Genomic DNA, 16,688 nt, shown 5'->3' with positions numbered 1-16,688 from the left:
ACGACCCATTATTCAGCCGTTCACATGCCGCAGGCTCTACTCCAGCTCGGCGGCCAGTTCCATCCATCGTTCCTCGGCGACATCCTTGTCGGCGAGGACCTGCTTGAGCTCCGTGTCGAGGGCGACGAGCTTGCCCTGCTCGGTGGACGCGTCGACCAGTTCGGCGTGCAACTCGACCTCACGCTTGGACAGTCGAAGGACGAGCTTCTCGAGCTTGCTCAGTTCCTTACGGGCCGCGCGCTCGGAGGCCGCATCCCTGGTCGCCTTCTTCGGCACCGCTCCGGTGGTCAACGAATCCGGAGTGGCATCGGCTGCGAGAACCGCGCGCCGACGCAGGTACTCGTCGATGCCGCCGGGCAGGTTGGTGAGCTTGCCGTCGCCGAACAGTGCCCAGGTGGAATCGCAGATGCGCTCGATCAGGTACCGATCGTGACTGATGACCACGAGAGTGCCGGCCCAGCCGTCCAGGATGTCCTCGAGCTGCTGCAAAGTGTCGATGTCGAGATCGTTGGTGGGCTCGTCGAGCAGCAGCACGTTCGGCTCGGCCATCAACACGCGCGTCAGCTGCAGCCGACGACGCTCACCGCCGGAGAGATCGCCGACGGGGGTGCGCTGACGCGCCGGGGTGAAGCCGAGCCGCTCCGCGAGCTGCCCGGCAGAAATCTCGCGGTCGCCCAGCGTGATCCGCTCGGCCACTTCCTTGACCGCATCGAGAACACGCAGCTTCTTGGGTAGGTCGTCCAATTCCTGCTTGAGCCAACCGATCTTGACCGTCTGGCCCTGGATGCGCTTGCCTGCAGCCGGCTGCAGTTCACCCGCGAGGGTGCGGAGCATCGTGGTCTTACCCGAACCGTTGACACCGACCAGGCCGACGCGCTCACCGGGAGCCAGACGCCAGGTGAAGTCCTTCACCAGCTCGCGGCCGTCGGGAGTCTCCAGGCGCGCGTCCTCGAGTTCGATGACGACCTTGCCGAGACGACGCTGAGCGAACGAGGACAACGCGACCGAGTCACGCGGAGCGGGAACGTCGGCGATCAGAGCCTCGGCCGCCTCGATGCGGTACTTCGGCTTGGAGGTTCGGGCCGGAGCACCGCGGCGCAGCCACGCCAGTTCCTTGCGGGCGAGGTTGCGTCGACGCTCCTCGGACGCGTCGGCCTGACGGGACCGCTCGGCACGGGCGAACACCCAGTCGTTGTAGCCACCCTCGTAGGCCTCGACGCCGCCGCCGACCACTTCCCACGTCCGATTGGCGACGGTGTCGAGGAACCAGCGATCGTGGGTGACGACCACCAGCGCACTGCGGCGGCTGACCAGATGCGCGGCCAACCACTGCACGCCCTCGACGTCGAGGTGGTTGGTCGGCTCGTCGAGCACCAGCAGGTCGAGGTCCTGAACCAGGGCCGCTGCCAACGCAACTCGTCGACGCTCGCCACCCGAGAGGTTGTCGATCGACGCGTCGAGTCCCGAACTGCCTGCAGGCCCGAGGTCGGCAATACCGATGCCGGTCAAGATGTTTCGCACCCGAGAGTCACCCGCCCACTCGTGCTCGGCCATTCCGAGTGGGTCGAGGACCACCTGGCCGACGGTCGACCCCGGAGGCAACACGCCGCGCTGCGTGACGACGGCCATCCGCAGGCCGTTGACCCGGCTGACGCGTCCCGAATCGGGTGGTTCGATGCCGGCGAGAACTTCGAGGGTGGTCGTCTTGCCGCCGCCGTTGAGACCGACCATGCCGATGCGTTCGCCCTCCTGCACGCCGAGGGAGACGCCGTCGAGCAGTGGCTTGACGCCGAAGGACTTGCTGACGTTTTCGAGATTGACGAGATTGACCATCAGGAAAAACCAATCGATTCACTAGTGACAACACGAGCACCGGGAACCGGTCCACTCGCAACACGGACGGTGCGGCACACACCGGCACCGGACAATTCAGCGCTCACCGACACCGCCGCGTCGGCGTCGGCGCACAGGAACGCGCAGGTGGGGCCCGAGCCGGACACGATGCCCGCCAATGCCCCGGCGGTGACTCCCGCACGCAGCGTGCGACGCAACTGCGGCATCAGCGACACCGCGGCGGCCTGCAGGTCGTTGCCGAGCAACGGCGCGAGTGCACGCGCATCGCCGGACGCCAGCGCATGCATCAGATCCTCGGTGCCGCCGAGACGGGGCGGGTCACCCTTGGCGCGCAACTCGTCGAGTTCGTTGTAGACGGCAGGCGTCTGCAGACCGCCCTTCGCCAACGCCAGCACCCAGTGAAAACTGTTGCGCGAGAGCACCGGAAGCAGCTTCTCCCCGCGACCGGTTCCGACCGCAGTACCGCCGTGCAACGAGAACGGCACGTCGCTGCCGAGTTGGGCCGCCACCTCGTCGAGCTCGTCACGCGAGAGATCGAGATGCCACATCGCGTTCAGTGCCACCAGGGTCGCGGCAGCATCGGCACTTCCGCCTGCCATCCCGCCGGCCACCGGAATTCCCTTGTCGATGGTGATCTCCACCGACGGCTCGCGCCCGACCCGACGCCCCAGCAACTCGGCGGCCTTCCACACCAGATTCCGTGAATCGGTGGGAACCACCCTCGCGTCGTCGCCGCGCACCCGAACCGACAGTGTCTTGGCCGGAATCACCGACAGTTCGTCCGAGAGCGAGAGCGCCTGGAACACCGTCGTCAGCTCGTGAAAGCCGTCGGGACGCAGGTCACCGACCGACAGATGCAGATTCACCTTCGACGGGGCCCGAACGACAACGGGTGTGGGAACGACAGACAGCACGAGTAACCACAGTAGTGGAGAAACAGCGGCCGAGTTCACCACCAGGGTGCCCCATGCGGACAGAATACGTCCGCATTGCGTGGCATCGTGTGGTCATGAAGGAAACATCGGCTCGGTTGTTGCGACTGTTGTCTCTGCTGCAGACGCGTCGTGACTGGGCGGGCGCGGAATTGGCGGAGCGACTCGACGTCACTCCTCGCACGCTGCGGCGAGACGTGGACAAGCTGCGAGACATCGGTTACCCGGTCAATGCGACGCCGGGTGTCGGTGGCGGCTATCAGCTCGGTCCCGGCGCGGAGATGCCCCCGCTACTGCTCGACGACGACGAGGCGCTGGCGGTGGCGTTCGGGTTGCAGTCCGCCGCCGGGGGCTCGGTGGCGGGCATCGGGGAGGCGTCGTTGCGGGCGTTGACGAAGTTGCGGCAGGTGATGCCCTCGCGCATCCAGCATCGGCTCGACGCGTTGCGCATCGACGTGGTGGACAGGACACCGCGTTCGGCGGTGGATGCGTCGGTGCTGTCCACGGTGGCGGCGGTGTGCCACGGACACGAGCGGTTGCGGTTCGACTACCGCAAGCACGACGGTTCCGAGTCCAGGCGCGAGGTGGAGCCGTACAGCCTGGTGCGGGCGGGAGCGCGCTGGTATCTGCTGGGTTGGGATGTGCTGCGGGAGGATTGGCGGTCGTTTCGAGTGGATCGCCTGACGCCGAAGATTCCGACGGGTCCGCGGTTCACGCCCCGCGAGCTGCCGCCGGGCGGTGCGGCGGCGTTCGTCTCGAAGGGAATCGATCGTGCGTACGCCCGAGTTCAGGCGCGGATCGCGTTGCACGCCCCGATCGAGACGATTGCTCCGATGATCGACGAGCAATGGGGCACACTCGAATCCATCGACGAGCGCACCTGCGCGGTGGTGTTGGCCGGAGATTCACTGCCCTCGATCGCGCGGTGGCTGGCGGCGTTCGACACCGATTTCACGGTGCTCGATCCACCGGAACTGCGCGAGGAGTGCCGCATCGTGGCCGAGCGGCACGCGAGGCTGAACGAGCGATACCTCGCGGCGGTTCACCCTCCGGTAACCGGTACGTGAGTCAATGGGCAGATGACGACACCACTCGGTTTCGACCCGAAGTTCCTGGCCGACATCGACGTTCCGTTGCCCGATCGCGCCGACGTGGTGGTACTTCCGTACACGCACTTCTCGGTGTCCATCGACCCTGCCCGACGCCTCGCCGCGGTCACCGGCGTCAACATCGACGGTGCGAGCCTGCAGGATGTCGGGCGGGGAGACAACTGGCGACTCGACGATCGGCTACCGGCTGCGCAGCAGGCGGGCAACGAGTTGTACAGGAACAACGATCTCGATCGCGGGCATCTGGTTCGCAGGCGAGATCCGGTGTGGGGTGAGCGTGCGGTGGCCGAGCGCGCCAACGAGGACACGTTCCACTACACCGTGTGCGCCCCGCAGACGGCCACGCTGAACCAGTCGAAGACGCTGTGGCTGGGGCTCGAGGACTACGTGCTGGGAAACGCCGAGCAGTACGACCGGAAGCTCTCGGTCTTCAGCGGCTGCATCTTCGCCGACGACGATCCGGTCTACCGAGGCGTCGCCATTCCGCGGCAATTCTTCAAGATCGCGGCATGGTCGCAGGATTCGACTCCCGCATGCACCGGATACGTCCTCGACCAGTCGCCGTCTCTCGACCCGATCCTCGACAAGCCGCTACGACTCGAGACCGATCCCCCGCCCCTCGGCCCCTACCGGACGTACCAGGTTCCGGTGGCCGACATCGCGTCGATGACCGGCCTGGACCTGGGTGTGCTGATCGAGGCCGATCGCTACGCACCGGTGGCCGCGGCTCGTGCGGAGGCGTCGAAGTGGACCGAGCTGACGCGCCTGTCGGACGTCCACCTGTAGGGAGCGCCTCAGGCTTCGGTGGCGGCCAAGCGGACGAAAGCGGCAGCGTCGATGGTCTCGCCGCGCGCCGTCGGGTCGATTCCGGCCTCACGCAAGCGGCGTTCGGCCGCCACCGGGGAGCCGGCCCAACCGGCGAGAGCTGCACGCAATGTCTTGCGTCGCTGCGCGAATGCGGCGTCGATGACCGCGAACACGGCCTTGCGATGCGCGGTGTCGGTGGGCCACGGCGGCTCGGCGTACCGATCGATGCGCACCAGTCCCGATTCGACCTTCGGTACCGGCCAGAACACCGAACGGCCCACTGCACCTGCTCTTTTGACGTCTCCGAAGAACCTGGCCTTGACGCTGGGGATGCCGTAGATCTTGCTTCCCGGTACCGCCGCGAGTCGATCGGCCACCTCGGCCTGGACCATCACTACGGCGACGCGAAGACTCGGTAATTCCGAGAACAGATGAATCAGCACGGGAACCGCGACGTTGTAGGGCAGGTTGGCCACCAGAGCAGTCGGCTCCCCCGCAATGTCCGCCGCTCGGACGCGCAGCGCGTCGGCCTCGATCACCGTCAGCCGATCCGCCAGAGTGGGAGCCCGGTCGGCCACCGTGGTGGGCAAGCGGTTCGCGAGCTTGGGGTCGATCTCGACGGCGATGACGGAATCGGCCACATCGAGCAACGCCAGAGTCAACGAACCGAGGCCGGGGCCGACCTCGAGGACCGTGTCCTGTGGGCCCACTCCCGCGGAGGCGACGATGCGTCGAACAGTATTGGCGTCGTGCACGAAGTTCTGCCCGAGCTGCTTGGTGGGCCGCACGTCGAGCTCGGCGGCCAACGAGCGGACCTCGGCGGGACCCAGCAGGGCCGCGGATCCCCTCACATGTTCGGACACGGCGGAAACTCTACGGGACTAGCGGTAACCCAGACGCGAGGTGCAGGCGGGCCATGCGCCCCAGCCCTGCGACTTCTGCGTCACCGAGGCGATTGCGATCTGCTCCTCGCGGGTGGCGAGGTCGGCGCGCGGTGCGTACTTGAGGCCACCCTGGCGTTCCCAGGTGTTCTGGTCGAACTGCACGCCGCCGTAGAAACCGTTGCCCGTGTTGATCGCCCAGTTGCCGGTCGCCTCGCACTGCGCGAGCGCGTCCCAGATCGCACCGTTCTCCACCGGCGGTACCTCGGTGCCCGGCTTGGCTCCGACGCGAACGGTCTTCGGCTGCGCGGGTACCTGAACCGTCTCGTCGAGCTTCTCGCGACCGACCTCGACGCCGTTCACCATGTTGATCTTCCAGGTGATGTCGGAGACGCCAGGCGCACCCGGGTTCTCGACGACGGTACGGCTCATGTTCATCGTCGGATCTTCGATGCGCTGCTCCGGCGCATCGGTATCGGTCGTCTCGGTCTTGGTGACGGTGCGGTCACGCGTGACGACGATCTCGGCGCCGTCGGTCACGGTCGCGTCGGGATCGGGGCTGACGGTGTCGGCTTCTTCGAGCGGCGCGCCTGCTGCTTCGAGAAATTCACGCACGGTCGGTGCAGCCAGGGTGATCGGCGCGGCGGGTGCTCCGCCGTCGACGAGCGAGACCTGCTTGGGAAGTGCCACGTCCAACTCGGTGCCGTCGAGCGGCAGTCGCTCCGAGCGCGAGGCGGACACGTGCACGTCCTCGGCCAGGCCGGTCTGCTGCAGTGCTTCCTCGACGGTCAGTGCGGTGGTCCAGATGTCCTCGGGCTTGCCGTCGACGTTCAGCGTGATCTCGCGGGCGCGGCGCAGGACAACGGTGTCGCCGTCGCTCAGACCGGAATCGGGAGCGGGAACGACCAGATCCTTGTCCGACGGGGCATAGCCGGCGTCGGCCAACGCACTGCTGACGTCGGTTTTCATCGTGCTCAGCGAGATCATGTCGCCGTCGACGTCGATGGTCACGGTCTTGTGACGGCTCACGGCCATCACACCGCCGGCGACGAGCGTCATCAACAGGGCCGCGATGACCAGGTAGAGAGTGGTCGAGCGGGCGGAGTTGAGGCGTCTGATAGTCGACAAAGTTTCGTATTCCTGGCGGTTGCGAGCGTGACTTCGGCGTCGAAACGCCCGAGTTCGGTCACGGTACGGTAACGAATTAGTACCCACGCCGCAACTTCAGCAGCTAGAGGCCGTACACCCTCTCGGCATTGGCGGTGGCGTGCGCAGCAAGCTCCGCCGGATCCTGGCCGCGAATGTCGGCCAACGCCCGCGCGGTGTACGGCAGGCAGTACGGCTCGTTGGGTGCACCTCGATACGGATGCGGCGTGAGGAACGGCGCGTCGGTCTCCACCAGCACCAACTCGTCGGGTACCAACAGCGCAGCCTCACGCAACGCGTGCGCATTCTTGAAACTGACGGTCCCCGAGAAGCTGAGAACGTAGCCGGCGTCGACGCAGGCCTTCGCGGTCTCGGGACCACCGGAGAAGCAGTGGAAGATCACCGTCTCGGGAGCACCTTCCGCCGTCAGAACGGCCAGCAGGTCCTCGTCGGCCTCACGATTGTGAATCATCAACGGCTTGCCCAGACGCTTCGCCAGATCGATGTGCCACCGAAAGCCCTCGTGCTGCTCGGCCACCGTGGCGCAACCGTCGAGCTTGCCGGGCCAGTAGTAGTCCAGCCCGGTCTCCCCGACCGCCACCACACGAGGATCCGACGCCAACTGCTCGATCTCGGCCTTGGCTGCGTCGTCGAGCACGTTCGCGCGCGTGGGATGAATGGCCACCGCGGCCCACACCCGCGGATCCCAGGACGCCGCGTCGACGGCGAAGCGCGCGGCCTCGAGATCGTCGGCGATCGTGACCACCCGCGTGACACCGACGGACTCGGCCTTGTCCACGATCGCGGCCACACTCGCCGCGTCGGTCGCCCCACACGCGTCGAGGTGGGTGTGCGCATCGACGAGAGTGCCGACGGGCTCGGGCAACGGTGGTGCGGGACGGTCTCTGCTCACGCTGGTTAGAGTAGGCGCACCATGACTGCGCCAGCTGATGCCCCACGGCCACCGTTCTACGTCACCACGGCGATCGCGTACCCCAACGGCGCTCCGCACATCGGACACGCCTACGAGTACATCGCCACCGACACCATCGCGCGCTTCAAGCGCCTCGACGGCTACGACGTGCGATTCCTGACGGGCACCGACGAGCACGGCCTGAAGATGCAGCAGACTGCACAGACCGAGGGCGTGGACGTACGCGAGCTCGCCGCACGCAACTCCGACGCATTCCAGACCGCTCAGGACCTGCTGAAGATCTCGTACGTACGCTTCATCCGCACCACCGACGCCGATCACCACACCGCCAGCCAGGAACTGTGGAGGCGGATGGAGGCGAACGGCGACATCTATCTCGATTCCTACTCCGGCTGGTACTCGGTGCGAGACGAGGCGTTCTACACCGAGGCCGAGACCACCCTCGCCGAGGACGGCTCGCGCGTCGCGACGGAGACGAACACTCCGGTCGAATGGACCGAGGAGTCGTCGTACTTCTTCAAGCTGTCGCAGTACCAGGACAAACTGCTCGAGCTGTACGACGCGTCGCCGGACTTCATTGCACCCAACACCCGTCGCAACGAGATCGTGAACTTCGTCAAGGGCGGCCTGCGGGATCTGTCGATCTCCCGAACCACGTTCGACTGGGGTGTGCCGGTACCCGGCGATCCCGCGCACGTGATGTACGTGTGGGTCGACGCGCTCACCAACTACCTCACCGGTGCCGGCTACCCCGACGTCGAGTCGGAGTCGTTCCGGAAATTCTGGCCGGCCGATCTGCACATCATCGGCAAGGACATCACCCGCTTCCACACCGTCTACTGGCCGGCATTCCTGATGTCCGCGGGCATCGAACTGCCCAAGCGGGTGTTCGTGCACGGGTTCCTCAACGTCAAGGGCGAGAAGATGTCCAAGTCTCTCGGCAACGTTCTGGACCCGAAGTCGTTGGTGGAGAACTACGGACTCGATCCGGTGCGCTTCTTCTTCCTCCGCGAGGTCTCGTTCGGTCAGGACGGCAGCTACAGCCACGAGGCCATCGTCGCGCGCGTCAACGCCGACCTGTCCAACGAACTCGGCAACCTCGCGCAGCGTTCGCTGACGATGGTCGCCAAGAATTTGGAAGGAAAGCTTCCGACGCCCGGCGACTTCACCGCCGAGGACGAGGCGATGCTGGCTCGCGCGGATGCACTCCTCGAGATCTGTCGACGCGAATTCGAGGTGCAGGCAATCCATTCCGCGCTCGAAGCGATCTGGTCGGTGCTCGGTGAGACCAACCGCTACTTCTCGCTGCAGCAGCCGTGGGTACTGCGCAAGACCGATCCCGATCGCATGGCCACCGTGCTGTACGTGACGATCGAGGTACTGCGCATCGTGAGCATCCTGACGCAGCCCGTCATGCCCGATTCCGCGTCGCGCATCCTCGACCTGCTCGGCGCGTCGAATCGCCAATTCACCGACATCGCAACACGTTCGGTGCCCGGCACTGCACTACCGACCCCGACGCCGGTGTTCCCCAAGTACGAGTAGTGCGCTCCACGCAGTGGTGTGGTTATGTGCCCCCTGCGGCACTCGACCGCACCACTGCCGCAGGCACTCACAAGGTCTTCTCGAGCTCCTCCAACGTGTTCTCCAGATGCGTCAGCATGCGCTGCAGGTGCGGCACACTGCGTCGGCATCCGATGAGACCGAAGTTCAGCGAATCGCCGTTACTGGCGACGGTGATGTTGAGCGCCTGCCCGTCGGCCACGATCGACGCCGGGTAGATGCCGTCGAGTTTCGCGCCGTTCCAGTACAGATCCTCCTTGGATCCGGGAACGTTGGAGATGATGACGTTGAACGGCGGCGGGGTGTAGTCGACGAACCCCGGCACCGGGCCGAACAGCAACGGGGCCATGGTGATTGCGCCGACGGCGAGCGCCTCGAGGGTGTTGAGTTCGCTCATCATCTGTTTGCCCTTGACGGTCGAATCCTTGATCCGTTCCAGCCGCACGATCGGATCGGACTCGTCCGTGGCCAGATTGCAGAGGATGGTCGTCACCGAATTCCCGGCGTCCTTGTCGTCCTCCTCCTTGCGTAGCGACACCGGAACCATCGCGATCAACGGTTCCTCGGGAAGTGCGTTCTGATCGATGAGATACGCGCGCAGAGCTCCGGCGCACATCGCGAGCACCATGTCGTTGAGCGTGGCGTCCAGAGCCGTTCCGACCGTGCGGATGCGCTCGATCGACCAACTCTCGGCAGCGAAGCGGCGCGCACCGCCGATGGGCACGTTGAACATGGTGCGAGGCGCCTGCAACGGCAGCTGCGCCCCTTCTTTCTTCAACGCGCGCACTCCGATTCGTGCCGAGGCCGGAGCGAAATCGACGAGGTCGCCCGCGATCTTGCGTCCCATCGAGAGCCCACTGCCCAGCTGAGCAAGCCGTCCCGGCTGCTCGTTGGCGACCTGCTTCTTGCGCTTACCGAACAGCGACGGGTCCCAGGTGGCAACCCCGCTTCGATCGTCGGGATCGGTGGTGAGCGTGCGCTGCATGAGTTTCAGCGCGCTGACACCGTCGACCAGCGAGTGATGCACCTTGGTGTACAACGCAATTCGGCCGTCCGCCAGCCCCTCGATGATGTGCAGCTCCCACATCGGCCGGTACCGATCGAGCGGTGCGCTGTGATTGAGCGAGAGAAATTGGAACAGCTCACGAATTCGGCCGGGAGCAGGCAACACCGTGCGGCGAACGTGGTACTCGAAGTCCACGTCCGGGTCGAAGGCCCAGGCCAGATTTCCCATGATCTGAACCGGACGCGCGGGGCGCTTACGGAAGAGCTCGTGTACCTCACCCGTGGTGAACTTGCGGTGTACTTCCTCGGCGAAGTCGTGCGGATCACCGGGCGGGACGAACAACTCGAGACCGCCCACGTGCATCGGGTGTTCCCGTGACTCGGCGATCAGAAACATCGATTCCGTGATGGGCATGAGTGCCATGAGCTGTCCCTTTTCCATTTGTTTTTGGTCACGGTACGGCACCGAATGTGACTCAGAACACGACCTTACGTCCGGTCACGAAAAGCTACCCGCTATTGTCCGTTACCAGGGGTTCCAAATAGAGCGGGGTTCCGACGCACGGCGCACACGCGCCGCGCACCGACAACGGGGATGGAGGCGACGGCCATGAATCCGGCGCTCACCGTAGTGAAAGAGACCGACCCAGCAGCTACCGCACGCAGGCATTACGTCCGTGGCGCGAGCCTGCAGTCGCAGATGCTGTCCAAGGGCCTTCAGCTCACCGTCCGGCCGTTCCTGGCGATCTGGGCGCAAACGCCGTCCCTTCCGTGGCCGATGGGTTTGGTCGACTACGCCGGACTGCTCGTCCCCCAGATCAGCGGCACCACCCGCAGCCGCGTCATGCTCGCCGAATGCGACGCCGAATGGATCCGCGCCGAGGGCACCGGGTCCGATCGCGTGGTGCTCTACCTGCACGGCGGTGCCTTCGTCTGCTGCGGCCTGCGCACCCATCGCCGAATGACCTCGCGAGTCTCGAAACACGTCGACGGCGCGGTGCTGTCGGTGAACTACCGCATGATGCCGCGCAATCCGATCAGCCATGCCGTCGAGGACGGCGTCGACGCGTACCGCTTCCTTCTCGATTCCGGCTACCGGCCGGAACAGATCATCCTGGGCGGCGACTCGGCGGGCGGATACCTCGCGTTCATGGTCACCCTGGCGCTGCGCACCGTCGGACTGCCCGCACCCGGGGGAATCTTCACCATGTCCCCCCTGACCGACATGGACCCCACCCGCAAGCTCGATCACGAGAACGCGTCGAAATGTTCGGTCTTTCCGTCCAACGCGGTTCCCGCACTCACCGCACTGGCCGATCGTGTCGATGCGCGCATCGTCGTCGACGGTGAAGTCGGTCCGCGGGTATCACCGGTCGACGGGGATCTCACCGGCCTACCGCCGGTGCTGATCCAGGTCGGTTCGACCGAAATGGTCTATGCCGACGCCGAACTCATGGCTCAGCGCCTCGCAGTCGCCGGAGTCGACTGCGAGCTACAGGTGTACGAGGATCAGGTCCACGTGTTCCAGGCAGCCGATTTCGTCCCCGAGGCACGCCGCGCACTCCGAGCCATCGGCGAGTTCGCGCGGAACGTCAGCCCCAGTAGAGAAAGCTGAGATACGTTCTCCCCATGGCAGTCACAGTGAACAAGTCCGTCGACATCGACGCGGATGCAGCGGCAGTACTCGAGGTTCTCGCCGACGTCGAGGGCATTCCCTCGTGGTCCCCGGTGCACAAGAAGTGCGAGGTCGTCGATCGGTTCGACGACGGTAAGCCACACCACGTGAAGATGCAGGTCTCGATCATCGGAGTCAACGACGAACAGCTCGTCGAGTACACGTGGTCCGAGAACGAGGTGTCCTGGACTCTCGTCGAGAGCACCCAGCAGAAGGCCCAGGACGGCCGATACACGTTGACGCCGAAGGGCAACAGCACCCACGTCGAATTCGAGCTGACAGTCGACCCGAAGGTCCCACTTCCCGGCTTCCTGGTGAAGAAGGGAACCAAGACCATCCTCGAGGCCGCCACGGAGGGTCTGCGTCAGCAGGTCGTCGGCTGACGCGCTACTGCTCTTTACGCGCGGCGAGAACTGCCTCGTAGACCTCACGTTTGGAGACGCCGTCGACCGCCACCTGGGCGCAGGCGTCCTTCAACCGCATGCCCGACGCCACCAGCGTTTCCACGTCGGCCACGAGATCCTCGGGCTCCTCGGCGACGGCGACGGCTCCTTCGAGCACGACGGTGATCTCGCCGCGCACGCCGCCCCGCGACCATTCGAGCAACTCGCCCAAGCCGCCGCGTCGGACCTCCTCGTAGGTTTTGGTCAGCTCCCGGCACACCGCGGCGCGGCGGTCGGGACCGAGTACGTGGACCGCGTCCTCGAGGCATGCGACGAGACGGTGCGGTGCCTCGAAGAAGACGATGGCGCGGGGCTCGGCGAGCACCGACCGAAAATAGGTACGACGCTGCCCCTGCTTGCGCGGCGCGAACCCGTCGAAGCAGAATCGTTCGACGGGCAGACCGGACAGCGCGAGTGCGGTCGTCACGGCGGACGGACCGGGCAGACAGGTCACCGGGAGACCTGCCTCGACGCATGCCGCAACGAGGCGGTAGCCGGGATCGCTCACCGACGGCATCCCGGCGTCGGTGACCAGCAGCACCGTCTTGCCCTCGGCCACGGCCTCGACCAGCGCCGGCAGGCGAGCCGTCTCGACCTGGTCGTAGAAACTGACGACCCTTCCTGCGATCACCACGCCGAGTGAGGACGCGAGTTGTTTGGTACGCCGGGTGTCCTCGGCGGCGACGACATCGGCACTGCCGAGGGCATCACGCAGGCGCTGTGAGGCGTCACCGACGTCGCCCATCGGGGTGGCGGCAAGGATGAGCATGACTCCAGTGTCCCGCACGCGGTGCAGCGGTTTGTCGGGCACTACCGATCAACGCCTACGATCGGTACGTGACCTTGCTGACCTCTGAGCGCTCCGGCGACCGGTCGATGGTCAGTCCCGGGCCGACCGTTGCCGCGCGCGACTGGTTCCACGACACCGATGCCCGACGCGGTTGGATCGTCACCATCGTCATCACCGCCATCTGCGCGATCACGCGTTTCACGATGTTGCGGTACCCCACCGACGCGGGAACCCCGGTCTTCGACGAAAAGCATTACGCCCCTCAGGGGTATCAGGTTCTCACCGGCGGCGGGCTCGAAGACAATCCGGCGTACGGATTGGTGGTGCATCCTCCGGTCGGCAAGCAGCTGATCGCCGTCGGGGAAGCGCTGTTCGGTTACAACGGGTGGGGTTGGCGTTTCTCCTCGGCCGTGGCCGGAACCCTGTTGGTGCTGTTGGTGATTCGAATCGTGCGACGGCTCGCCCGATCGACGCTCGTCGGTGCGATCGCGGGAATTCTGCTGACCGTCGACGGTGTGACGTTCGTCAGCAGCCGAATAGGCATGCTGGACATCTTCCTCGCTCTCTTCGTCACTGCCGCATTGGGCTGCTTGGTCGTCGACCGCGACGACATGCGGCGGCGACTGTCGAGAGTGCGCGCCGAAGGTCGAATGGATGCCAGTGTTCTGGGGCCGCGAATGGGGGTGCGGTGGTGGAGATTCGGGGCGGGCGTGATGCTGGGTCTCGCCTGCGGCACCAAGTGGTCGGGTCTGTACTTCATCGCGTTCTTCGGATTGCTGAGCGTGGCGTTCGATGTGGCGGCGCGGCGCTCGTACGGCGTCGGACGCCCGTGGCGGGGAACGGCCTTGCGCGACATCGGGCCTGCGCTGTATGCCCTGGTGGTCGTTCCGATCGCGGTGTATCTGATGACGTGGTGGGCATGGTTCACCTCCGAGACCGGCGTCTACCGGCACGAGGTCGGCGACGGTGTCGGCGTCGGCGGGCCGTTCTCGTTCGTTCCCGACGCGCTGCGTTCCCTGTGGTTCTACAGCGGCAGTGTGCTGCAATTCCATGAGGGCCTGACCAATTCGGCAGGCAACCGGCACCCATGGGAATCGAAGCCGTGGACCTGGCCGATGGGCCTGCGCCCGATGCTGTACTACTTCGCCGACGGCGAGAACGTGTCCGGATGCTCGGCGTCCTCGTGCGTCAAGGCGATCATGCTGATCGGCACGCCCGCGATGTGGTGGCTGGCTCTGCCGATGCTGGCCTGGGTGATCTGGTCGGTGTTCGTCCGACGCGACTGGCGTTACGCCACCGTGCTCGTCGCGTACTCCGCAGCACTGCTGCCTTGGTTCACCACACTCGACCGGCAGATGTACTACTTCTACGCGGTGGCACTCGCCCCGTTCATGGTGATGGGCTTCGCGTTGGTGCTGGGCGACATCATCGGCAAAGCGACCGCGTCGGCCGAACGGCGAGGTACCGGACTACTGCTGGTGTCCCTGTACCTCGCCGTGGTGATCGCCAACTTCGTCTGGCTGTGGCCGATCCTGACCGCAATGCCGATCACGCCACAGATGTGGCAGGAACAGTTGTGGCTGCCGAGTTGGCGCTGAGTTAGGAAAAGATGGCGGTTTTTCCCTTGGTGACGCCGTCGATGCTGACGCGTCCGGCACCGAATGCGGCGAGCAGCAGCGCGCCGACGCCGAGGGCGACGACGAGTTCGTAGCCGTTCTCCGTTGCGAACACGCCGTTCTCGAAGTGCACGAAGATCGCAGCACCGAGCATGTCGAGGAACAGCAGCAGACCCGCGATCGGGGTGAAGATACCCAACACGAGAGCTCCGCCGCCGATCAGTTCGACGAACGTCGCGAAGTAGGCGGACGCGGTGGGCAAGGGGATGTTCATCATCTCGAAGCTCGCGGCGGTGCCGTCGAGTCCGTAGGTGTTGAGCTTCTGCCAGCCGTGGGCGATGAAAACGATACCCAGGCCGATACGAGCAACGAGGGCGACGGCGTCGCGGACGACGGTGGAATTCATGACACATCCTTCTGGCAGGGCGGTACGGGCAGCACCACCCTGACAGAAGTAGGTTGAAGCGTCAACTCAGTTGCCGCTTGCACCCTTCAGCGCGGATTCCAGAAACGAACGGGCCTGGTCGTCGTCCAGGCCGATGGATCGGACCGTCCTGACGAACTCCGTCGCCGCTCGGGCCGCGATGTCACGCGACGGATCGCCGCCGGACGCGACGAACGACCCGGATCGGCCTCTCGTCTCGATGATCCCCTGCTGCTCGAGCTCGCGGTAGGTCTTCGCCACCGTGTTCGGCGCGATCTTGAGTTCCTCGGCCAGACCCCTCACCGTCGGAATCTTGGTACCGGCAATGAGATCGCCCGATCGCACGAGCCCCAGAATCTGCATCCGCAGTTGCTCGAACACCGGGGTGGTGTTCGACGAATCGATATGTACGCGCACAGTCGGTGCCCTATCCGAGCGCGTCGACTGCGTCGACGATCGACGTCGAACCGGACGTCAGCATCAACGTCTTGTGCACAGCCGCGCCGGTGTCGAGCAGCTGCGCGATCACGGCGGCCACGTCGGCACGTGTCACCTCGCCGGAGTCCAGCGGCGGCTCGGTGAGAGCCACCGAGTTCGTGGGGTCGTCATCCGTCAACTTGCCCGGACGCAGAATCGTCCAGTCCAATCCAGCTCTGGCCGAAACATCTTCTTCTGCAGCAGTTTTGGCCTTGATGTATGCCTTCCAACCGTCGTCGAGATCCTCGGCGACCGGCTCACCCGCACCGAACGAGCTGATCAGCACGTAGCGGCGAACACCGGCCTTCTCGGCTGCATCGGCCAGCAGTACCGCGCCCGCGCGGTCGACCGTGTCCTTGCGCTCGGGGCCGCTGTTGGGGCCTGCGCCTGCCGCGAACACGACCGCGTCGGCACCGGCCAACACTGCGGCCAGTTCCTCGACCGAAGCCGATTCGAGGTCGATCACCTGCGGCAGCGCGCCCAGCGCGGTGACGGCATCGACGTGATCGCTGTTGCGAATCAGCGACACCGCACGATCTCCGTGCGCTGTGAGCAGCTGAGTCAGATGTTGTGCGATCTGGCCGTGGCCACCTGCAATGACAATCCGCTTGTCGGTCATAACCACTCCCGTTCCTGGCGTGAATCTGTCGGAGTGGCTACCCGCGTGGCAGGATCGCAAACATGACCCGCTCGGCAACCGTCTACCACAATCCGCGATGCAACACCTCTCGCACAGTGCTGAAACTGATCGAGGAAGCAGGTGTTGTTCCGAGGGTGATCCGGTACCTGGAGACCCCTCCCACCGCGGACGAACTTCGCACGCTTCTCGCCGACGCCGGACTCGAACCCCGTCAGGCCATTCGAACTCGCGAGAGCATCTACAAGGAACTGGGGCTCGCAGGCGCGGACGCCGACACGCTGATCGCGGCGATGGCCGAGCACCCGATACTCATCGAACGCCCGATCGTGGTGACCGACAAGGGCACCGTGCTCGCTCGCCCCGCCGACAAGGTGCAGTCCGTGCTGTAGAGC

The 16,688-nt window shown here is 65.5% G+C and carries 17 protein-coding genes; 7 read left to right on the top strand and 10 right to left on the bottom strand.

The genetic code is table 11. From position 1 onward, the window contains the following. Positions 1-36 precede the first annotated feature (36 nt). Complete coding sequence (locus tag CH251_RS15105; protein WP_094613842.1) at positions 37-1,833, bottom strand: ABC-F family ATP-binding cassette domain-containing protein; 1,797 nt, start codon at positions 1,831-1,833, stop codon at positions 37-39. Then, on the bottom strand, positions 1,833-2,768 hold the full coding sequence (locus CH251_RS15100; protein ID WP_032396229.1) for a 4-(cytidine 5'-diphospho)-2-C-methyl-D-erythritol kinase: 936 nt from the start codon (positions 2,766-2,768) through the stop codon (positions 1,833-1,835). Before CH251_RS15100 ends, CH251_RS15105 begins: the two co-directional genes overlap by 1 nt. A 95-nt stretch (positions 2,769-2,863) precedes the next feature. Between CH251_RS15100 and CH251_RS15095 the strand changes: the two genes are divergently transcribed. Continuing rightward, positions 2,864-3,853 (top strand): YafY family protein, encoded by a 990-nt coding sequence (locus CH251_RS15095; protein WP_094613894.1) that lies wholly within the window; start codon positions 2,864-2,866, stop codon positions 3,851-3,853. 12 nt (positions 3,854-3,865) lie between these two features. Further along, a complete protein-coding gene (locus CH251_RS15090; RefSeq protein WP_094613841.1) occupies positions 3,866-4,681 on the top strand; it encodes a DNA/RNA non-specific endonuclease in 816 nt (271 codons plus the stop codon). An 8-nt stretch (positions 4,682-4,689) separates the two neighbouring features. On the opposite strand, the gene rsmA is transcribed toward CH251_RS15090, so the two are convergent. From rsmA to CH251_RS15075, 3 genes are all read right to left on the bottom strand, one after another. Beyond that, a complete protein-coding gene (gene rsmA / locus CH251_RS15085) occupies positions 4,690-5,565 on the bottom strand; it encodes a 16S rRNA (adenine(1518)-N(6)/adenine(1519)-N(6))-dimethyltransferase RsmA (RefSeq protein ID WP_094613840.1) in 876 nt (291 codons plus the stop codon). Positions 5,566-5,583: 18 nt separating this feature from the next. Then, a complete protein-coding gene (locus CH251_RS15080; protein WP_094613839.1) occupies positions 5,584-6,711 on the bottom strand; it encodes a resuscitation-promoting factor in 1,128 nt (375 codons plus the stop codon). Positions 6,712-6,814: 103 nt separating this feature from the next. After that, positions 6,815-7,642: a TatD family hydrolase gene (locus tag CH251_RS15075; RefSeq protein WP_094613838.1), complete on the bottom strand. Its 828-nt coding sequence runs from the start codon at positions 7,640-7,642 to the stop codon at positions 6,815-6,817. 21 nt (positions 7,643-7,663) lie between these two features. Here CH251_RS15075 and metG point away from each other — a divergent pair, with 21 nt between their 5' ends. Then, positions 7,664-9,208 carry a methionine--tRNA ligase gene (gene metG / locus CH251_RS15070; RefSeq protein WP_094613837.1) on the top strand — a complete coding sequence of 515 codons (1,545 nt, stop codon included), beginning with the start codon at positions 7,664-7,666 and terminating at the stop codon, positions 9,206-9,208. A gap of 67 nt (positions 9,209-9,275) precedes the next feature. Here the strand turns inward: metG and CH251_RS15065 are convergent, their stop codons facing one another. Further along, a complete protein-coding gene (locus tag CH251_RS15065) occupies positions 9,276-10,655 on the bottom strand; it encodes a wax ester/triacylglycerol synthase family O-acyltransferase (RefSeq protein WP_094613893.1) in 1,380 nt (459 codons plus the stop codon). Positions 10,656-10,826: 171 nt separating this feature from the next. Here CH251_RS15065 and CH251_RS15060 point away from each other — a divergent pair, with 171 nt between their 5' ends. Together CH251_RS15060 and CH251_RS15055 are read left to right on the top strand one after the other, a co-directional pair. Beyond that, entirely contained in the window at positions 10,827-11,846 is a 1,020-nt protein-coding gene (locus CH251_RS15060) for an alpha/beta hydrolase (RefSeq protein WP_373454953.1), read from the top strand. Positions 11,847-11,860: 14 nt separating this feature from the next. After that, positions 11,861-12,289, top strand: a complete 429-nt coding sequence (locus tag CH251_RS15055) for an SRPBCC family protein (protein WP_094613836.1) — start codon at positions 11,861-11,863, stop codon at positions 12,287-12,289. 4 nt (positions 12,290-12,293) lie between these two features. On the opposite strand, the gene rsmI is transcribed toward CH251_RS15055, so the two are convergent. After that, positions 12,294-13,118 (bottom strand): 16S rRNA (cytidine(1402)-2'-O)-methyltransferase, encoded by an 825-nt coding sequence (gene rsmI, locus CH251_RS15050; protein ID WP_094613891.1) that lies wholly within the window; start codon positions 13,116-13,118, stop codon positions 12,294-12,296. Between the two features lie 107 nt (positions 13,119-13,225). Here rsmI and CH251_RS15045 point away from each other — a divergent pair, with 107 nt between their 5' ends. Continuing rightward, positions 13,226-14,737: a dolichyl-phosphate-mannose--protein mannosyltransferase gene (locus tag CH251_RS15045; RefSeq protein ID WP_094613890.1), complete on the top strand. Its 1,512-nt coding sequence runs from the start codon at positions 13,226-13,228 to the stop codon at positions 14,735-14,737. Between the two features lies 1 nt (position 14,738). Here the strand turns inward: CH251_RS15045 and CH251_RS15040 are convergent, their stop codons facing one another. The 3 genes from CH251_RS15040 to CH251_RS15030 form a co-directional block, all read right to left on the bottom strand. Further along, positions 14,739-15,161 (bottom strand): DoxX family protein, encoded by a 423-nt coding sequence (locus tag CH251_RS15040; RefSeq protein ID WP_094613835.1) that lies wholly within the window; start codon positions 15,159-15,161, stop codon positions 14,739-14,741. A gap of 66 nt (positions 15,162-15,227) precedes the next feature. After that, complete coding sequence (locus tag CH251_RS15035; RefSeq protein WP_045196418.1) at positions 15,228-15,596, bottom strand: GntR family transcriptional regulator; 369 nt, start codon at positions 15,594-15,596, stop codon at positions 15,228-15,230. A 10-nt stretch (positions 15,597-15,606) separates the two neighbouring features. Next, positions 15,607-16,275 (bottom strand): SDR family oxidoreductase, encoded by a 669-nt coding sequence (locus tag CH251_RS15030; RefSeq protein WP_094613834.1) that lies wholly within the window; start codon positions 16,273-16,275, stop codon positions 15,607-15,609. Between the two features lie 62 nt (positions 16,276-16,337). On the opposite strand from CH251_RS15030, the gene arsC reads away from it, so the two are divergent. Then, the gene (arsC, locus tag CH251_RS15025; RefSeq protein WP_094613833.1) at positions 16,338-16,685 is read left to right on the top strand and encodes an arsenate reductase (glutaredoxin); all 348 of its coding nucleotides are present in this window, start codon (positions 16,338-16,340) and stop codon (positions 16,683-16,685) included. Positions 16,686-16,688 lie beyond the last annotated feature (3 nt).

The organism is Rhodococcus sp. 06-462-5 (genome assembly GCF_002258315.1).
Classification (GTDB): Bacteria; Actinomycetota; Actinomycetes; order Mycobacteriales; family Mycobacteriaceae; genus Rhodococcoides.
The sequence above is the reverse complement of the archived record's forward strand: the minus strand, read 5'-3'. Positions and strand labels throughout refer to the sequence as shown.

Coding starts and splice junctions, on each gene's coding strand:
- CH251_RS15105 (WP_094613842.1), bottom strand. CDS start 1,833: ATGGTCAATCTCGTCAATCTCGAAAACGTCAGCAAGTCCTTCGGCGTC.
- CH251_RS15095 (WP_094613894.1), top strand. CDS start 2,864: ATGAAGGAAACATCGGCTCGGTTGTTGCGACTGTTGTCTCTGCTGCAG.
- CH251_RS15090 (WP_094613841.1), top strand. CDS start 3,866: ATGACGACACCACTCGGTTTCGACCCGAAGTTCCTGGCCGACATCGAC.
- metG (WP_094613837.1), top strand. CDS start 7,664: ATGACTGCGCCAGCTGATGCCCCACGGCCACCGTTCTACGTCACCACG.
- CH251_RS15065 (WP_094613893.1), bottom strand. CDS start 10,655: ATGGCACTCATGCCCATCACGGAATCGATGTTTCTGATCGCCGAGTCA.
- CH251_RS15060 (WP_373454953.1), top strand. CDS start 10,827: ATGGAGGCGACGGCCATGAATCCGGCGCTCACCGTAGTGAAAGAGACC.
- CH251_RS15055 (WP_094613836.1), top strand. CDS start 11,861: ATGGCAGTCACAGTGAACAAGTCCGTCGACATCGACGCGGATGCAGCG.
- rsmI (WP_094613891.1), bottom strand. CDS start 13,118: ATGCTCATCCTTGCCGCCACCCCGATGGGCGACGTCGGTGACGCCTCA.
- CH251_RS15045 (WP_094613890.1), top strand. CDS start 13,226: ATGGTCAGTCCCGGGCCGACCGTTGCCGCGCGCGACTGGTTCCACGAC.
- CH251_RS15040 (WP_094613835.1), bottom strand. CDS start 15,161: ATGAATTCCACCGTCGTCCGCGACGCCGTCGCCCTCGTTGCTCGTATC.
- CH251_RS15030 (WP_094613834.1), bottom strand. CDS start 16,275: ATGACCGACAAGCGGATTGTCATTGCAGGTGGCCACGGCCAGATCGCA.
- arsC (WP_094613833.1), top strand. CDS start 16,338: ATGACCCGCTCGGCAACCGTCTACCACAATCCGCGATGCAACACCTCT.